This window comes from Pseudomethylobacillus aquaticus, from assembly GCF_003730115.1.
GTDB lineage: Bacteria > Pseudomonadota > Gammaproteobacteria > Burkholderiales > Methylophilaceae > Pseudomethylobacillus > Pseudomethylobacillus aquaticus.
In genome coordinates this window covers 76,373-87,694 of record NZ_RJVP01000001.1, presented here as the reverse complement: position 1 = coordinate 87,694, position 11,322 = coordinate 76,373, and the positions used below count along the sequence as shown (strand labels likewise).

General features: G+C 55.4%; 18 protein-coding genes. All 18 read right to left on the bottom strand.

The genetic code is table 11. From position 1 onward, the window contains the following. Positions 1 to 213 precede the first annotated feature (213 nt). Complete coding sequence (locus ED236_RS12445) at positions 214 to 384, bottom strand: hypothetical protein (protein ID WP_155522418.1); 171 nt, start codon at positions 382 to 384, stop codon at positions 214 to 216. After that, positions 368 to 523, bottom strand: a complete 156-nt coding sequence (locus ED236_RS12440) for a hypothetical protein (protein ID WP_155522417.1) — start codon at positions 521 to 523, stop codon at positions 368 to 370. Before ED236_RS12440 ends, ED236_RS12445 begins: the two co-directional genes overlap by 17 nt. Before the next feature lie 62 nt (positions 524 to 585). Then, entirely contained in the window at positions 586 to 3,213 is a 2,628-nt protein-coding gene (locus ED236_RS00440; protein ID WP_123235990.1) for an LAGLIDADG family homing endonuclease, read from the bottom strand. After that, positions 3,203 to 3,682 (bottom strand): DUF2280 domain-containing protein, encoded by a 480-nt coding sequence (locus ED236_RS00435; protein WP_123235989.1) that lies wholly within the window; start codon positions 3,680 to 3,682, stop codon positions 3,203 to 3,205. Before ED236_RS00435 ends, ED236_RS00440 begins: the two co-directional genes overlap by 11 nt. Before the next feature lie 32 nt (positions 3,683 to 3,714). Continuing rightward, positions 3,715 to 4,365, bottom strand: coding sequence for a putative metallopeptidase (locus tag ED236_RS00430; protein ID WP_123235988.1), 651 nt, complete (start codon positions 4,363 to 4,365; stop codon positions 3,715 to 3,717). Positions 4,366 to 4,459: 94 nt separating this feature from the next. Next, positions 4,460 to 5,053 (bottom strand): lysis system i-spanin subunit Rz, encoded by a 594-nt coding sequence (locus ED236_RS00425; RefSeq protein WP_123235987.1) that lies wholly within the window; start codon positions 5,051 to 5,053, stop codon positions 4,460 to 4,462. Then, positions 5,041 to 5,478, bottom strand: a complete 438-nt coding sequence (locus tag ED236_RS00420) for a lysozyme (RefSeq protein WP_123235986.1) — start codon at positions 5,476 to 5,478, stop codon at positions 5,041 to 5,043. Before ED236_RS00420 ends, ED236_RS00425 begins: the two co-directional genes overlap by 13 nt. Continuing rightward, positions 5,475 to 5,723: a holin gene (locus tag ED236_RS00415; RefSeq protein ID WP_123235985.1), complete on the bottom strand. Its 249-nt coding sequence runs from the start codon at positions 5,721 to 5,723 to the stop codon at positions 5,475 to 5,477. The genes ED236_RS00420 and ED236_RS00415 overlap by 4 nt, the downstream gene beginning before the upstream one ends. A gap of 39 nt (positions 5,724 to 5,762) precedes the next feature. Next, on the bottom strand, positions 5,763 to 6,152 hold the full coding sequence (locus ED236_RS00410; RefSeq protein WP_123235984.1) for a hypothetical protein: 390 nt from the start codon (positions 6,150 to 6,152) through the stop codon (positions 5,763 to 5,765). Beyond that, entirely contained in the window at positions 6,152 to 6,520 is a 369-nt protein-coding gene (locus ED236_RS00405; protein ID WP_205125616.1) for a hypothetical protein, read from the bottom strand. The genes ED236_RS00410 and ED236_RS00405 overlap by 1 nt, the downstream gene beginning before the upstream one ends. Next, positions 6,517 to 6,780, bottom strand: coding sequence for a DUF968 domain-containing protein (locus ED236_RS00400; RefSeq protein ID WP_123235982.1), 264 nt, complete (start codon positions 6,778 to 6,780; stop codon positions 6,517 to 6,519). Before ED236_RS00400 ends, ED236_RS00405 begins: the two co-directional genes overlap by 4 nt. A 100-nt stretch (positions 6,781 to 6,880) precedes the next feature. Further along, on the bottom strand, positions 6,881 to 7,366 hold the full coding sequence (locus ED236_RS00395) for a hypothetical protein (RefSeq protein WP_123235981.1): 486 nt from the start codon (positions 7,364 to 7,366) through the stop codon (positions 6,881 to 6,883). Next, positions 7,363 to 8,217: a DNA adenine methylase gene (locus ED236_RS00390; RefSeq protein WP_240031971.1), complete on the bottom strand. Its 855-nt coding sequence runs from the start codon at positions 8,215 to 8,217 to the stop codon at positions 7,363 to 7,365. The genes ED236_RS00395 and ED236_RS00390 overlap by 4 nt, the downstream gene beginning before the upstream one ends. Next, positions 8,214 to 8,738 carry a DUF1367 family protein gene (locus ED236_RS00385; RefSeq protein WP_123235980.1) on the bottom strand — a complete coding sequence of 175 codons (525 nt, stop codon included), beginning with the start codon at positions 8,736 to 8,738 and terminating at the stop codon, positions 8,214 to 8,216. Before ED236_RS00385 ends, ED236_RS00390 begins: the two co-directional genes overlap by 4 nt. Further along, positions 8,731 to 8,898 (bottom strand): hypothetical protein, encoded by a 168-nt coding sequence (locus ED236_RS12435; protein WP_155522416.1) that lies wholly within the window; start codon positions 8,896 to 8,898, stop codon positions 8,731 to 8,733. Before ED236_RS12435 ends, ED236_RS00385 begins: the two co-directional genes overlap by 8 nt. After that, a complete protein-coding gene (locus ED236_RS00380; RefSeq protein ID WP_123235979.1) occupies positions 8,888 to 9,091 on the bottom strand; it encodes a hypothetical protein in 204 nt (67 codons plus the stop codon). Before ED236_RS00380 ends, ED236_RS12435 begins: the two co-directional genes overlap by 11 nt. Beyond that, positions 9,088 to 10,422, bottom strand: a complete 1,335-nt coding sequence (dnaB, locus tag ED236_RS00375; RefSeq protein ID WP_123235978.1) for a replicative DNA helicase — start codon at positions 10,420 to 10,422, stop codon at positions 9,088 to 9,090. Before dnaB ends, ED236_RS00380 begins: the two co-directional genes overlap by 4 nt. Next, positions 10,419 to 11,174, bottom strand: coding sequence for a hypothetical protein (locus ED236_RS00370; RefSeq protein ID WP_205125615.1), 756 nt, complete (start codon positions 11,172 to 11,174; stop codon positions 10,419 to 10,421). Before ED236_RS00370 ends, dnaB begins: the two co-directional genes overlap by 4 nt. Positions 11,175 to 11,322: the final 148 nt, after the last annotated feature.

Below are 11,322 nucleotides of genomic sequence, written 5' to 3'. Positions count from 1 at the left end.
CTGTCCCCTACGTCCTCCTGCACCTGGGACAAGTGAATCATGTAGCCCCACTCTCCCGACAGGGACCAGTTGCGAACGGAGACCATCCCATGCTCTGTTGATACATGAACTCCCCAGGCGTAACCGGGGTAGATAGCAGTTAAGCGCTCGCTGAGACGCTTTGCCAACGAAAAATCTGCGAGGTCTGACGCTTTGCCAATAGCGATAACCTGGTTACTCAATGACATCCGGTGCGCACTCCGATTCGATCAGTGTTGCCTTCTCGCGGTCACTCAGCCACAGCCATTCCTTCAGCGTGTAGATGGCCTTGATGGGCTCTGGTAACGAATCGTAGGGATTTCCCGAGCGTTGTAAGTCGTGCTGCTGACTATCGGCTGGGTTCATAGGGCTTGTTCTGCTCTTCGCGGAAGATGCGGCCTGTAAACTCATAGACCGGAATGCGCTCCGTGTCGAAGTTCGGATCAACGTCCCGCACTTCATCGCTGAACAGCTTTTCGTGGTATTGGTTGTCTGGTGTCGCCATGACTGCACCTCCTGTTGAAGTGCAGTCATGGTGCCCCCGCAATGCTGCGTTGTAGGTGTCCTCTACACCCCGTCAACGTACTCCACGGGGTCAAGCTGCCTCATATCGATGACGACAGGAGGTACGATTTCCATATCGTAGATCCGACTGACACAGTCGATCATGTCGTCCTTCTTGCTGAATGGGAACGTCAGGTACTCATCAAGGAAGCGCTTGTTCAGCGTGTAGACGTTAGCGGCTTCATCGCGTCGGCGCGTTGGAAGATAGATACGATAGATTTCACCAGCAGCGCGGCATTTGATCTGCGACGGACTCTCTTCCTTGAGGATGCGTGGAAGGAAGAACTTGCCGTTTCTGAAGTCCGGGTAGAGTCTTTGTACCCGGTCCGTCTTGCTCTGGTTGCCTTCTTTGGTCCAGTTCAATTCCTTGATGTCGAACACGTCACGTTCGATCTGCATCTTTTCGTTGAAATGCTCGATGTCAGATTGCATGCCGTACTTCTCATAGCCGACCTCTACACGCTGCACGCCGGGGACATTCATCCAGCGCTTGCGCAGGCCGCGAAGCGCTTCCCAGCGCTCTGCCAGGTTCATCTTGTGGCAGTACCCGTCAAGCAGCCATTTGTTCATCTGAGGATCTACGCCGACCACGGCCATCGCAGTGCGATCGCTACCCTTTTTCTTGCTGCTCGCAGGATCAACCATGATGTACACGTTTAGGAACTTTGGCCGAACCTCCATGAAGCGCAGATGCTCTTTCTTGAACATCGCCTGGCTGCCTGCGATAGGGTTCTGCAGCTGCTGGCAGGCGATGGTCGATTCTGTCTGTGTTTTGAGTTTGTGGTCCCATATCGCTTGCGATAGGAACACCGGTGTGCCATGGATGGTGCCGTCATCCGTTGCGGCATAGATGCGCTGCTTTAAGATTTCCTTGTCAATGATGTGCTGATAGGTGTCTGCAAAACTGTAGCGGGTGCCCACATGCCACCGCCGCATGACCTCATTCCCGTCGGGCAATGTGGTGACCGCCCCTAAGTTATCTGAGAGCGACCATGCCTCAGTTGTTTTGCTGATCTGCTCCGGCGTGGTGACCGATGCCGGGGTCACCACATCATCGTAGATCCGAAGGCGGAAGTGCGCGCCAGTTGGCATGCCATCGACCAAGCCGTGCCCCTCTAGCGTTGCTTCTTTAGGGTTTGTTTTACGGCGGACAATCAGGCCTGCGTCCAGGCTCCACTTTGGCGCTTGCTTGTGCGGGTTTGGATACAGCACGTCCGGGTACAACTGCTGCAGCTCTTCATTGCTCTCCAGCTCGTACTTGACCTGCTGGACGAACTTGCGCGCGATGGCCTTCGTGTGGCTGAAAACACCGATGGTGATTTCAGGATCAATCAGGATTTCCTGGATAGATCCCGCGAACGTGATGACTGTGCTGTTATGCGTGGTCACCATTTCTTTGCCCGTAAGATACAGCCCGTCCTTGCGGTCAACTTGAATGCAACGCATCGGGATGGTGTCTATTTTCCGCACTGCTACAATGAACCGACGAGCCCTTCTCTCACCAGTCTTTGCTCTATCTGCTTTTCTCTTAATATGGAACGGGTTGAATTCTTGGTAAGCTTGAAATGAGATTTGCCAAAATGCTCCGTGATCCACGTCATACCGTCTGATTGTTGGCTTCAATCCCAATCCGGTGCAAAGCTCATATACATCGTTGGCAAGACGCTCATTCTTGTTGACGAATGTTGCCGTTCCGCGCGTGTTGCAATGTCCATCAGTATCCATAAGGCCGCGCAACAATTCCAACCGCTGGCTTACTGATCCTCTCTGATACCAAATAGGGATATGTTTGTTGCCAAGAATGTCCACCCCGCGCAGCAATACACTCAAGCCATAGACCGTGTGCCTTCTGGCATTTTCATCTGGCGTTATGTTGTGACTTAATTTGTAACCTTCTGCAGAGATTCGCTCAAACACCTCATCATCAGCACCTGTAATACTCCCAGCTGCACACGCGCCATCACCAAGCCACGCCCCTAACGTATACGGCTCAATCGGAAGAAGCGCGTCTGGCATTTGAATTGGGTCGTTTATCCGTACCGCAAGCCGATTATCTTGCAGATGCCTTAGTTCTGCCATGTCTTTAGTATGAACCGTGACAGACTCGCGGTACATTCGACCTCTTCCAAGCCTCTTTCTAGTCTTACGCTCAACGGTCCATAAGTGATTGCTTGATACACGACATTTGGCACCGTCATCAAACTCAACTTCATAGCAGTTCGGATCTTGAAAAACCTCTGTCATAGCAATGACCTGACAAGGTTGCCCATCAGCACCAAACACCCAGCTCCCGATATTCAATTCACCGAATGTCGTCCAGCCTGATGGCGTTGCAATAGGCTGATCTAGCGGCTCGCCTTTGTAGTGCTCGCGAGCCCACAGGTCCAAATAACCGTCGGGGTTGCTCTCAACCTCACGCGTTCGCGCATACAACCATGGGTGATAAGCATCTGGCCGGTGAAGCAGGACGCACAGAAGATAAAACCGATCATTGCGACCGAGCCACCTTCTGCCTTCATGCCCATAGTCGGCCTCGATGGCCTCCCACCAGTCCAGCACAGACTGGAATTTTGCTTCTTGTATATCTTTGCGCAGCTGCTGGTTCAGCTCACCGTCATGCTCATTCACCATGGGCTTTCTGCTTCTGCCTCAGCAACTGAATGGCTCCACTGTGTTTATGCTCATGCTGAATCGGCGCATCCCCAGGATCAGTTGCACCGGCCAGCCTGATTTTATTGGTGTACGCCCCGCCAGCTTCCTTGGCGATTTGCTCCAAGTGCTGCGCGGCCAGCACGCTGTTCTTGTTTTTTCTGGCGAGGTGATACAGCTTTGTCAGCTCCCGCACTCGCACCGACGGGTTGGCGAGTGGGATGGTACTCAGGTCTTTCAGCAGCTGCTCGCGTGTCCGTGTGAAGACTTCCTTCCACTTTTTCCCGAGAGTCTTGCCCTTTGATCTCGTCGGGTCATAACTGCCGGTCTGATTCCTGTCGATTTCGACACCGAATTCCTCCTTCACGGCGTCCGCGACCTCCTGTGGCGAGTCGTAACATGCGATCCGCACCACAATGAACTGTTTGATTTCGTCGCTTAGGCTTGCCATATCTTCTTTGTGTAACTAGCGGTTATTGAGTTTTATGCCACCAGCTTGAGGCAGTTGCCGCAGGCTGATGCAATAGAGACACGTGACACCTCTGGCTTTTGCGCTGCGAGTCTGGCCAGCTCCGCCACCTCCGGATTTGCACCGTAACGCCTGACGACGCCATAGAACTCCTCAACATCATGCCCACGTAATGTGAGCCTTGGGTTTCCTGTATCCCGATGAAAAGCAGGCATACCCTCGTTGTTCGTTGCCTGGGCGATGTGATAAAGCTCATGCTCAACGAGCGCGCAGAACTCCGCGTCTGATGCTTGGCCGCAATAGCCTGCATCCAGCGTGATGATGAAGCTGGGGAGGTGCATGCCGAACCACTGCATGAACTGCTGCTCCATCCGCATCTTCTGCCAGCCACCTGCTCTGAAAGCTAGCTGCTCGGTTTGCCCATGCACCTGGCGCCCGTGCTTTACATAGGCTCCGCTCGCCCAGAGAAAACCCACATCGCCATCCATGGCTGCGAACAAGTGCTGATGATCTGGGTTGTGGAGCGATGCATCATCTGCGATAAAGGTGCCATGTACCCAGGCTGGCATATCAAGAGCCGGGCACACGCTGATAATCACATCTTCATGAAGGCCGCCGAGGTCTCGTGGCGGATGTGGGCGCCGCAGTCGTTTGGGGTGGTTCATGGTTCACGTCCGAGGATGGTGAGTGTTGTTGCCAGCGCCTGATAAACTCACCACCGAGATGGTTACAAAGGAGGCTCATCGCTGGCTGCCGGTGTTACTGGGGAGGGTGTCCTGGGCTCCCGCTTGCGCCACCATCCGGCTGGGCGCGGTCTTGCCATTGCAGTTCTTGGATCACTTCCTGACACGCTGTCAGTTGCTCGGTGATTTGGTCGGCGAGGCTGGCTTGTCCGAAAAGAAATTCAGCAGTTCCTCGCGGAAGTTGGCCCGTCTGGGCTCCATCACGTTGGCAGGTGGCGAGGCTATCGCCGGACAATGGGCCAGATCTACTGGGTGCAGCCTCTGCTGGGACGCGCAGGACGATATGGCCATTGCGAATAGCATCAAGAGCGGCGGTGTTTGCTTTGGTGGCATTGGATAGCTTCCTTTCATAGTTTGCCGAGACGAGGTTCAGTCGCTTGGCCTCGTCTTGCTCGATCAGCCGTGCCTGCTGCTCCAGGGTGGTGGCGAAATGCGCCATAGCCAGCTGCTCGGCATTCCGAACCTCAGCTTGCTTGGCTTGTTTCTCTACCCACACAGCACGCTCCAGCTGACGCCCCTCATCCCGTTGCCAGATCGCGGTTGTGGTGACACTGCCGGCCCAGGCCAGCAGCATGCCGAGGATGAACCACGGGTTGCTCAAGATAGGCATTGCGCCCTCTCCTCTTGCCTGCGGCGGGTGAGGCCACGGACACGCTTGCCTCCGGCGTAGTCCCAGCGCAGCAGTTGGTCACACGCGGCCGTGTAGTCACCTGCGTTGAGTTTTTTTACCAGTGTGCTATCACAGAAAGCCTTGGCGCCGACGTTGAATGTAAAGCTCACGAATGCGTCGTATTGGTTTTGGTTCAGGGGGACGGCTGTGCAACGGTGAACAGCCCTCTCGGCGTCCTTGATGTTTTCGCCGAGTTGGTTCAACGCGTCTGGCACGTTCACTGTGCGTCCAGGATCTACGTTGTGAGTGTTGCCGAACCCGTTAGTCCAGATTCCAGCAACGTCCCGATATGCGCCTCCCACATAGCCCTCTGCCAGCGCGAGCGCAATCAATCCAGCGGCTGAGAATTTGAGGTACTTGTTCATGAAAGCCCTGCCCTGCGCTTTTCCAGCTGATAGCTGAGGTGCTTGTAGTACCACTGCACAGCAAAGCCCGCTACGCCGATTGCAATGCCGACCAGGATGCCGATTTCATTGAGCGTGAAGCCAAAATAGGTGGTCATTCCTGCACCGGTGTAGGTCGCTTTCATCGCTGTGGCCGAGGCGGCGTCGTATGCTGCTTGTTGCTGTTCCACCACCCTGACCCCCGATAGATGTTGATTGATCGTCATGGGTAGATTTAACCTCGTGCGGGGAGCGTTGTAGGCTGTTCATTCAGTGCGGTGCACCCTGACGTGTTTGTTGCAGTCTTGGAATCGCTTTTCCGGATCAGGGGACGAACAAAAAACGGATGCGAGGTGGGCAAACGAGATGGTCATCTTGTCCTGGGGTTTATCGACGTTTCGGGAACTCCACACCGTCTGCCTGCGATTGATACCCTGGCTGGTCGGCGCCACCCGACTGCCGATAGCGAATATCTTGCCGTCTCGGTGCATGTTGGCCACCAGAGGTGCAATGATTTCTGGGCTGATCTCTGGCAGGCGGCGGTAGAGTTCGTTGATTGTGCAAGGGTTCTGCAGACACGTGACGATGATGCGGCTATGTGTGTCGGATTCAGCGTGCATCGAGCCGGTCACATCAAGCTGAAGTAACTCAAGCATCAAAACTCCTCCCGATTCCATCCACCACCCGCCTTCTTGCTTTTTTTGGTCACTGCGATGAATTGAAACGGGTACATGTCTGCGGCAATCTTGATCTTTGCCCGTGCATCGTCTTGCCAGAACCCTTTCACTTCGTGCATTTGCATCTGACCATCAGCCAACATCACCGCAAAGTCCGGCGTGTAGAACGTGTTGTCCGCCAAGCGAAGCTTCACGCCTTCAAACTTGTACCAGGCGACTTCACCTGCGACTTGCTGCAGAAACAAATGGTCGCTGTAGGCCTTCTCGCTTTTGTTCATCTGCCCGGTCTTGAGCCTGCCAAGCGCCTGCATTGCGCTCTTTGCCGTGGTTGCTCTGACCCAGCTCATGCAAACACCTTCGTCAGCGTTTCGTTAAGAAGATCCATTTCGGACGCCTTGCGAATGCGGAGCATGGTCTTGTCGCCGTGCACGCCCTTTGGACCGCGATGACATGCCGGGCAAAGGGGGATCACCAGCATGTCTCCAGCGCGCTGAGAGGCGCCCTGCCCTTCCCGGATGTGGTGCAGTTCTACCGGCATAGCACCACATAGGCAACATGGCAGCGCTGCCACGCGCTGCATGTGTTTTGAAACGGCCTTGGCTTTCATCACCACCACCCGAAGAACAGGCCGAGAATAAACAGATGTATACAAACAGCAGCAATTCCAATAGTGATCACCAGGACAAACTCAATCAGGTATTTGTTGTTCATGCGGCAACCTTCATCAACTCTGCTATTTCCTCCGCGGCCATGATGTCGGCCTGGACCTTGTGTGCAACTCTGGTGGTCACGGATTTTGGAAGGCACATGTACAACTTGCGTTGCAAATGGACCACGCTCTCTGCAGCATCCACGTCATCTAGGGTTAGCGGCATGCTGTACTCCAACTTGTTACGCAACTTAGCCAGCGGGCTGTCGTCGTACGAAATGTTGTGTTGCTCTGTCAGTTCGCGCCAATACGCAATCCAGCCGTCCAGGGCAGGCAGCATCGCGTACCATTCGCCTTTGAGCGACATGACCACCGGTACGCCGCTGATGTATTCCAGTTCGCCGTGCCGCAGCTTCTGTATCATCCTGTCAATCGTGTCGAAGCTCTCAAACAGCAGAGTAAAGCTCGTTGAGTAAATGGCCCTGCTCCGGTTGGGCTTGGCCCTTGCCAGACGATTTTCCTGTCTGCGTTGTGCGCGGTTCATGCAAACATCCTTTTCTGGACTCTTTCGTTATCAAGCGCCTCGGCGCACCGGGGGTTAATCCAGATGACCTCCATTCGCGTTTTTGTGCCTCTTCCGCCAGAAATACGACTTCGGATTGACCTCTTCGTCCACCCAGGCAGTTGGCTGTTGTACAGCTCGTGGTCGTACCCCGAGAGCACGACATAGCCGGATAATTTATTTATGACGGACAGTAGGTCCGTATGCATCTCGTCGCTCATTTCATGCCGGTAGTACTTTCGGTTCTTGTCCATAACGCGAGTTGCATGCATGTAAGGCGGGTCCACGTAATGCAAGGTTTCCGGCCCGTCGTGTGCTTCCATTACCTCGATCGCCGGACGGTTTTCGACCAGCACACCAGCAAACCGCTGTCCAGCATCAGCCAGCGCTGCCGGGTATTCCGCCCAGAGTTGCTGCGCCGTGCTGTATTGGCGCTTCGTGTCGATGCGGAAGCCCGTCGAGCCCTTCGTGGCACCGGCAGAGCCAAACCCCATCTGGGCCCGTACGGCCAGGCGACGAGCGCGCTCGACCTTGCCGCGGCAAGGTCGCCAGGCCATCTCGAACTCATGTCGGGAGTAGGGTGTCAGGACAATGCTTTCGATCAGCTGGGTGCGGAGATCCGGATCCCGCAACACAGCAAAGAAGTTAGCTACGTCGCCATCCAGATCGTTGTATACCTCTGCGTAAACTCGTGGCTTCTGCAGCAGAACGCCCGCAGCCCCACCAAATGCTTCAACATACGTCGTGTGAGCGGGGAAATGCATCATCACCCAGGGTGCGAGGCGGAACTTGGCACCGTGGTAGCGTAGGGCTGGACTTATAATCTCGATCACTCTCCAAACTCCCCAAGTATCGTTTCAATCATTTCGGCCCGCACGGCCTCAGCCAAGTGTGGCCATAGCGTTTTTTGTGCGTGCGCGGTGCGCAAAAATGCAACTGCAGCATCATGGAATTCGCGCATTTCACCCTCCTCCATTTCGGTGTAACTGATGCTCTTGGGCACTGGGAAAACACCACCTTTAGGCCCAGGGTGCCAGTCGCAATGTCCGGCGCCGACTTTCAGCCAGTCACGGAAGCCGCGTTCGAAGTTTTCGAACCTCTCCTGTGCCTCGAACACCTGCTGCTCCATGGCCATGTGGCGACGATGGAACGGGTGGCTGCGTGCCTTCTCGGTTTTGATGGTGGCCACCTCACCGGCGTCCAAGCGCATCAGGGTCGAGATGAAGTTTCTCCAGCGCTTGCGATTCACTTCGCCCAGCCCTTCGATGTGAGCGAACAGCACACGTCGCGCCGCTTCTCGGTCAGCATCTGACACATGTACGTCCGGTTGGCGCACCAGCACGATCTCAGGCATGTTGAGCAACACCAGCTTGGAAATGCTCCGGGTAAACCACCTTGGCTGCAGCCACGATATTGTCGATGGCCTCGGTGCGAGCCGGGCTTTGGCCGGGCGGCACGGTCTGCTGGATCTTGGATGCGCTGATCAGTTGGGCGCGGATGGAGTCAGGAATCATTGGCTTTACTTTCGGATTTCTTGGCTGCTTCGATTAACTCCAGCATGGCAGCTCGCCCATGCAGGATTTGGTACTGGTCCAGATAGCTTTTTGCGTGCTCTGGATAGGCACGCCTCAGCCAGCGCACCAGGCAGCAACGGTTGTTGAAGTTGTAGCGGTACGTGACGGGCCGTTGGCAGAGTTCGCATGTCAATCAAACCTCCTACGCGGTGAGCGAATGACGGGGGGCGGCTCAGGCATCTCCCAGCCGTGCACGACATTGCGGAAGTGCATCGTCTCAGCATTGAACTGAACAAAGACATCACCAATGCGGCCGTGTCGGTTTTTCCGCACCAGCAACTCTGCAACCCCCTTGTAGCGGCTGTCCTTGTCGTACACTTCGTCGCGGTACAGCATCACGATCACGTCTGCGTCCTGCTCAATGCCACCGGACTCACGCAGGTCCGACATCATTGGGCGTTTGTCTGCGCGCTCCTCGCACTTTCGGTTCAGTTGCGATAGCACAATCACCGGAACATCCAGTTCCTTGGCCAGTGATTTCATGCCAGCAGACAGCATGCTGATCTCGCGTTCTCGGCTGTCGGCCTTCTGTTTCATCAGCTGCAGGTAGTCAACGAAGATTGCCCCAAGACCAGACTTGCGCTTCATGCGCCGCGTACGGCTTCGCAACTGGGCGAGCGTCAGGGCCTCTTGGTGATCGATGGTGATTGACATGCCACGGAGCGTTGAGGCGGCCTTCGCCAAGCGGTCATAGTCATTCGCCTCCCACGACCTCACGTCACCAATGGCCACGTTGCCGTCAATCGCCATCATTCGGCCGGCAATCTCCCGGCGTGGCATTTCCAGCGTGGCGATGTAGATCGGCTTTGCAGTCGCAACATGGTGCGCAATCGAGCACATCAGCGCCGTCTTGCCCATCGATGGGCGCGCTGCGATGTAGTACACGGCACCACCTCGGAAACCGCCCAGTAATGCGTCCAGGTCTTTGAGCCCGGATGGCTGGTACGTGACCCCTTCAAGCGTTTGATCGATGTATTCCAGCGCTTCGTCGATGGCGGTGCTGATCGAGACTGGTTCGCGTGATTCCCGCTTGTCCATGATGGCGTAGATTTCCGCCTCCGCTTGGGCCACCAGCTCATCTGCAGAGTCAATGGTGGTAGCGCAGCGCTCTGCAATACCGTTGGCGACCGTGATCAACTCGCGGACCATGGCCTTCTCGTGCACCGTTTGCGCGTAGTGCCTGACGTTGGCAGCACCCGGCGTGTTCTGCATCAAGCTGGCCACGTAGGCAATCCCACCAACATCGTTGATCTTGCCAAGCCCTTCCAGACGCTCCGCGACCGTCACCAGGTCAATTCGCTGCGCCTCGTTGGCCATGTCCGCCATGGTCTGGAAAATGACCCGGTGATCGTTCCGGTAAAAGTCCGCTGGTGAGCATGGCAGATCGTCTATGCGCCACGGCTCCAGCAACAGACCGCCAAGCAGGGACTGTTCGCTATCGATCGAGAATGTCTCGATGGTCATGCGGCCTCCCGGTGGTATTTGTTTTCCAGGCACTTAGCAAACCCGGATGGTGAGAAAAGGAAATCGATGTCAGCAACGAATGGCGGTCGACCGGGTGCTGGTGGAGAGCGCCCTGTCAGGAACAGCGACTCAGCGCACACTTCGAAAAATTGTCGCCAAGCATCCAACCCAGCACGTCTGGTCGAATAACCACTGAACGGTGCGCACTTCAGCCGTGATGCCTCCAGCCATCTGGATCGTATTGCTGTTCGGCGGGTGTTGTTCAGGACTTTGCATTTCGGGTTCAGTGGCATGACCTCGTGGTAGATCTTGACAAGGTCTTCAATGGGGGCCGGGGACAGGTCGCCGTCAGGCGACAATGCTTTTTGTTGTTCCTGTTCCTGTTCCTGTTCCTGTTCCTGTTCCTGATTAGGCATAGTCTTTACGGAAGGCTTAACGGAAGCCTTTGACGAAGGCTTTCGAGAGTCGCCAAAAAGTACCTCATCAAACGCCTGGGAGTACGATGGGCCAATGGTTTCAAGGATTTCACGGATACGTGATATGGCCTCGTTCTTGAGGTCACATTCAGGCAATAGGTCTAACTCAACACGCCAAGAGCGCACCACGTTTGGAGACTCAGGCTTGTTGTGTTTTAGGGCGTTCGGAAGCCATACTAGACGGGCTTTGAAGTCGGCTTTTGCCATGCCATTCTCAAAGACTTCCTGAAAGGCTTCGTCAAAGGCTTCCACATCCCAGTCAAGCTCCTCTGCCATCGCCGCTCGTCCTGCGCGGAATAACCCTGGAATTGGCCCGGTGTGTGGCCCGGTTAACAGAAAAAACCATAACCCCTGCCCGGATGGCGGCATAGGTGATAGGCGGCGGAATCGCTCATCGGCCCATGTCCTCACTTCGATCTTGCGA

Coding starts and splice junctions, on each gene's coding strand:
- ED236_RS12445 (WP_155522418.1), bottom strand. CDS start 384: ATGAACCCAGCCGATAGTCAGCAGCACGACTTACAACGCTCGGGAAAT.
- ED236_RS00395 (WP_123235981.1), bottom strand. CDS start 7,366: ATGAACCGCGCACAACGCAGACAGGAAAATCGTCTGGCAAGGGCCAAG.
- ED236_RS00400 (WP_123235982.1), bottom strand. CDS start 6,780: ATGAAAGCCAAGGCCGTTTCAAAACACATGCAGCGCGTGGCAGCGCTG.
- ED236_RS00435 (WP_123235989.1), bottom strand. CDS start 3,682: ATGGCAAGCCTAAGCGACGAAATCAAACAGTTCATTGTGGTGCGGATC.
- ED236_RS00420 (WP_123235986.1), bottom strand. CDS start 5,478: ATGAACAAGTACCTCAAATTCTCAGCCGCTGGATTGATTGCGCTCGCG.
- ED236_RS00440 (WP_123235990.1), bottom strand. CDS start 3,213: ATGGTGAATGAGCATGACGGTGAGCTGAACCAGCAGCTGCGCAAAGAT.
- ED236_RS00415 (WP_123235985.1), bottom strand. CDS start 5,723: ATGACGATCAATCAACATCTATCGGGGGTCAGGGTGGTGGAACAGCAA.
- ED236_RS00405 (WP_205125616.1), bottom strand. CDS start 6,520: ATGAGCTGGGTCAGAGCAACCACGGCAAAGAGCGCAATGCAGGCGCTT.
- ED236_RS00410 (WP_123235984.1), bottom strand. CDS start 6,152: ATGCTTGAGTTACTTCAGCTTGATGTGACCGGCTCGATGCACGCTGAA.
- ED236_RS00425 (WP_123235987.1), bottom strand. CDS start 5,053: ATGCCTATCTTGAGCAACCCGTGGTTCATCCTCGGCATGCTGCTGGCC.
- ED236_RS00385 (WP_123235980.1), bottom strand. CDS start 8,738: ATGCCTGAGATCGTGCTGGTGCGCCAACCGGACGTACATGTGTCAGAT.
- ED236_RS00430 (WP_123235988.1), bottom strand. CDS start 4,365: ATGAACCACCCCAAACGACTGCGGCGCCCACATCCGCCACGAGACCTC.
- dnaB (WP_123235978.1), bottom strand. CDS start 10,422: ATGACCATCGAGACATTCTCGATCGATAGCGAACAGTCCCTGCTTGGC.
- ED236_RS12440 (WP_155522417.1), bottom strand. CDS start 523: ATGGCGACACCAGACAACCAATACCACGAAAAGCTGTTCAGCGATGAA.
- ED236_RS12435 (WP_155522416.1), bottom strand. CDS start 8,898: ATGATTCCTGACTCCATCCGCGCCCAACTGATCAGCGCATCCAAGATC.
- ED236_RS00370 (WP_205125615.1), bottom strand. CDS start 11,174: ATGGCAGAGGAGCTTGACTGGGATGTGGAAGCCTTTGACGAAGCCTTT.